General features: G+C 62.8%; 4 protein-coding genes. 2 read left to right on the top strand and 2 right to left on the bottom strand.

From position 1 onward, the window contains the following. Nucleotides 1-706 (top strand): TetR/AcrR family transcriptional regulator (locus VMI09_07405; protein HTQ24507.1); only part of this gene is annotated, 706 nt, incomplete at its 5' end. Further along, nucleotides 678-2,102 carry a 4-hydroxyphenylacetate 3-hydroxylase N-terminal domain-containing protein gene (locus tag VMI09_07400; GenBank protein ID HTQ24506.1) on the top strand — a complete coding sequence of 475 codons (1,425 nt, stop codon included), beginning with the start codon at nt 678-680 and terminating at the stop codon, nt 2,100-2,102. The genes VMI09_07405 and VMI09_07400, both read left to right, overlap by 29 nt. Before the next feature lie 34 nt (nt 2,103-2,136). Here VMI09_07400 and VMI09_07395 read toward each other — a convergent pair whose 3' ends face one another. Further along, the gene (locus tag VMI09_07395; GenBank protein HTQ24505.1) at nt 2,137-2,979 is read right to left on the bottom strand and encodes an isocitrate lyase/PEP mutase family protein; all 843 of its coding nucleotides are present in this window, start codon (nt 2,977-2,979) and stop codon (nt 2,137-2,139) included. A 120-nt stretch (nt 2,980-3,099) separates the two neighbouring features. Then, a partial coding sequence (locus VMI09_07390) for an isochorismatase family protein (GenBank protein ID HTQ24504.1) occupies nt 3,100-3,343 on the bottom strand: 244 nt, incomplete at its 5' end.

Below are 3,343 nucleotides of genomic sequence, written 5' to 3'. Positions count from 1 at the left end.
CAGGTTCCCGAACGAACGTTCGGACGGCCATGCGATGACTACCCGCCGGCAAACAGCAACACGCGCGAAATCGCCGGCTCCAGCGATCAGCACCAAGAGCCGCATAGATAGCGGGGCGGCGCGGCTCTTTCTTCGCAACGGCTACGACGGTACCTCGATGCGGGATTTGGCGCGAAATCTCGGCCTGCGCCCTTCCAGCATCTACGTCCACGTGAGCAGCAAGCAGGAACTGCTCTTCAGAGTGATGGAGCGGCTGATGGACGAGGTGCTTGCGCGCGCCCGGCAAGCCCTGGAGGCGGCCGGCGAGCCCGAGGAGCTGGTGCGGCGCCTCGTCGTGTCGAACATCTGCCAGGCGGGCCCCTATGAAACGGCGCTGCTGCAATCGGAACTGAGGAATCTGCGGCCGTCCTATCGAGCCTCGATCGAACGCAAGCAGACCGAATATCGCGAGCTGTGGGTGCGCGTTCTGAACGAGGGCAGGCGGCGCGGCGTTTTCAGGATAAAGGATCCGAAGCTCGTTTTTCTCGGCATCGACGGAGCGCTCATCCACGTCGAGCGATGGTTCAAACCCGCCGGGCGTCTGACCCGCATGGATGTCGCCGAGGTGTTCGTGGACTGGATTTTAAACTCGCTGGGTTTCCGGCAGCCGGCGCGCCGCCGCATCGGAGATATTGGCAATGCGAAAAGGTCAGGACTACGTAGATAGCCTCGGACGCCTCAAAAGCCGCGTGTTCGTGCAGGGAGAGGCCGTCGCCAATCTCGCTGAGCATCCGCTTTTCCAATCGACCATAAATGCCTGGGGCAAATGGCTGCTCGACGCGGCCTTCGAGCCGAAGCTGCAAAGCCTGATGACCGCGAAGTCGGAACTGACCGGCGAGGACGTGCACATCTTCTGGCACATGCCCAACGACACCGCCGGGCTGCTGCAGAATTTCGACGCCGCGATCAAACTGTCCGAGCGCGTCCCGATTACCGGTTACACCAGTATCGCGCGCGACGAACTTGCCGGCCTGCTCTCGGTGCTGCCGGAAGTCGATCGCAAGTACGAGACCGGCTACACCGCGCGGCTCAAAGAGTACTTGCGGAGCTTCCAGCGGCGCCAGTATATCGGGTCGGCCGCGATCACGGACGTCAAGGGCGACCGCAATCTGCGCCCTTCGCTACAGTCCGACCCTGACATGTATCTGCACGTCGTCGAGCGCAGAAAGGACGGCATCGTGGTGCGCGGAGCAAAAGCTCACACCACCGGCGGCGTCATCTGCGAGGAACTGGTCGTGATCGCGCAGCGCGCGATGCACGAGGACGATCGCGACTATGCCGTCGCCTTTGCCATTCCGGTCGACACTCCAGGGATCACGCTCGTGGCGCGTGGCATCAACATGCCCGCCGACCCGGATCAGGCGCCGCTGAGCAACAGTGGCGCGGTCGTCGAGTCGCTGACCATCTTTGATGACGTCTTTGTCCCCGCCGACCGTATCTTCCTGTGCGGCGAGTCCGAGTTCTGCGGCGATATCGCCAACAATTTCGCCACCATTAATCGCCACGGCTACCTGGGGACCGACTATGGCAAGCTCGAGCTGTTTATCGGCGCTGCCGCGCTCATCGCGGAGTACAACGGCGTCGCCGACAAACCGCACATCCGCGACAAGATCGCCGAGATGATCAAGCTCGCCAGCGCCATCTACGCGCTGGGGATCGCCGCGGCAATGAAAAACACGGTCATCAACGGCGTCGCCTTTCCCGACACGGTTATGACCAACGCGGGCAAACATCTGACCATGGAGGCTCATTACACCTGCACCCGGCTGCTGAGCGAGGTCGCCGGTGGCGCCGCGGTCACGATGCCGTCGGTAAAGGATTTGAAAAATCCCGAAGTCGCGCCGTACATCGAGAAGTATTTCAAAGCCGCTCCCGGAGTTTCGCCGGCCGATCGAATCAGACTGTTTCACTTTATCGGCGACCTGTGCTCCTCGGAGTACGCGGGATGGTGGTACAACGAGATTATTCACGGCTCCGGATCGCCGGCCGCCGAGCGCCTGCAGATGTACCGGGAGTTCGATCTTGAATCGACCAAGCAGCTGGTGAAAGAGCTGCTCGGCTGAAATCGCGCGCCAACGGTTTCGCGTTCGTGCGAAATTACACTTCGTATTTTTTGCTGGTCCTGAGGATCTCGGGCGCGCCGAGAAGGTCCGTAATCTCGGGCAAGAGCTCCAGACCGGCGCCACCTGCGACCGCGCCCGTGCGCGCGAGCTCGACGAAGGCGTCGCGCGTGCGCTGGTAAACGGTGAACAGCGTGGCGATATGGATCATCAGCTTGAAACCGTATTTCGCGATTTCCGTCGGATGCTGCAGTTGTCCGTTGTACAGCAGCGGTAGATCTGAGAGCAGCCGCGCGCAGGTCTTGAGGTCATCCAGCGTTTTGATGCCGTCGACGAAGATGAGATCGGCGCCTGCCGCGCGATAAGCGCGGGCGCGCCGCGTCACTTCCTCCCAGCCGAGCGGCGCCAGCGCGTCGGTGCGCGCGATAATCACGAGATCGGGATCGCGCCGGGCGTCGAGCGCCGCGCGCAGCTTCGCCGCCATGTTCTCGAGCGGAATGACTTGCTTGCCTTCGAGGAAGCCGCAGCGCTTGGGCCACACCTGGTCTTCGATATGAAGCGCCGCCGCGCCGGCGTCCTCGTACTCGCGAACGGTGCGCTGCACGTTGATTGCTTCGCCGTAGCCGGTGTCGGCGTCGCAGATGAGCGGGATATCCACCGAGCGCGCGAGCGCACGCACGTTGTCGACCATCTCGCCCATCGTCAGCAGACCGAGGTCGGGAAACCCGCGCGCGGCCGCGGTGCCGAAGCCGGTCATATAGATCGCCTTGAATCCTGCGCGCTCCGCCAGCTTCGCCTGCAGACAGTCGTAAACGAACGGTGCGACGGCCATTTCGGGCCCGTTCAAGAGCGCCCGCAGGCGCGATCGGGTGTCAGACATGCACGTCTTCTCCCCGGACCTCCCAGGTCCGTTCGGCTACATCAATGCCGGCGATCGAAAAGCCAACGCGGAACTGTAGCATCCGCACCGTTGCGATATCGAGGAAATCCGTCGAGGCGCTCAGGGTTTCAGTTCTTCGAGATAGGCGAGCGCGTCGGCCAGCGCCACCACGTCGCCGTATTTGCTGTCCATGTCGAACAGATTGGCCTCGTGCGGCTCCTCTGCGCGATCGCCGACCGCCTCGTGCGGGATGATCGGTCGGAAGCCGTGCGAAAGCGCATCGACCACGCTCGCGCGCACACATCCGCTGGTCGTGCATCCGGTGACGATCAGCGTGTCGACTCCGCGCGTGACCAGGTAGGTT

Source organism: Candidatus Binataceae bacterium, assembly GCA_035500095.1.
In the GTDB taxonomy this organism is placed as follows: Bacteria; Desulfobacterota; Binatia; order Binatales; family Binataceae; genus JAKAVN01.
The sequence above is the reverse complement of the archived record's forward strand: the minus strand, read 5'-3'. Positions and strand labels throughout refer to the sequence as shown.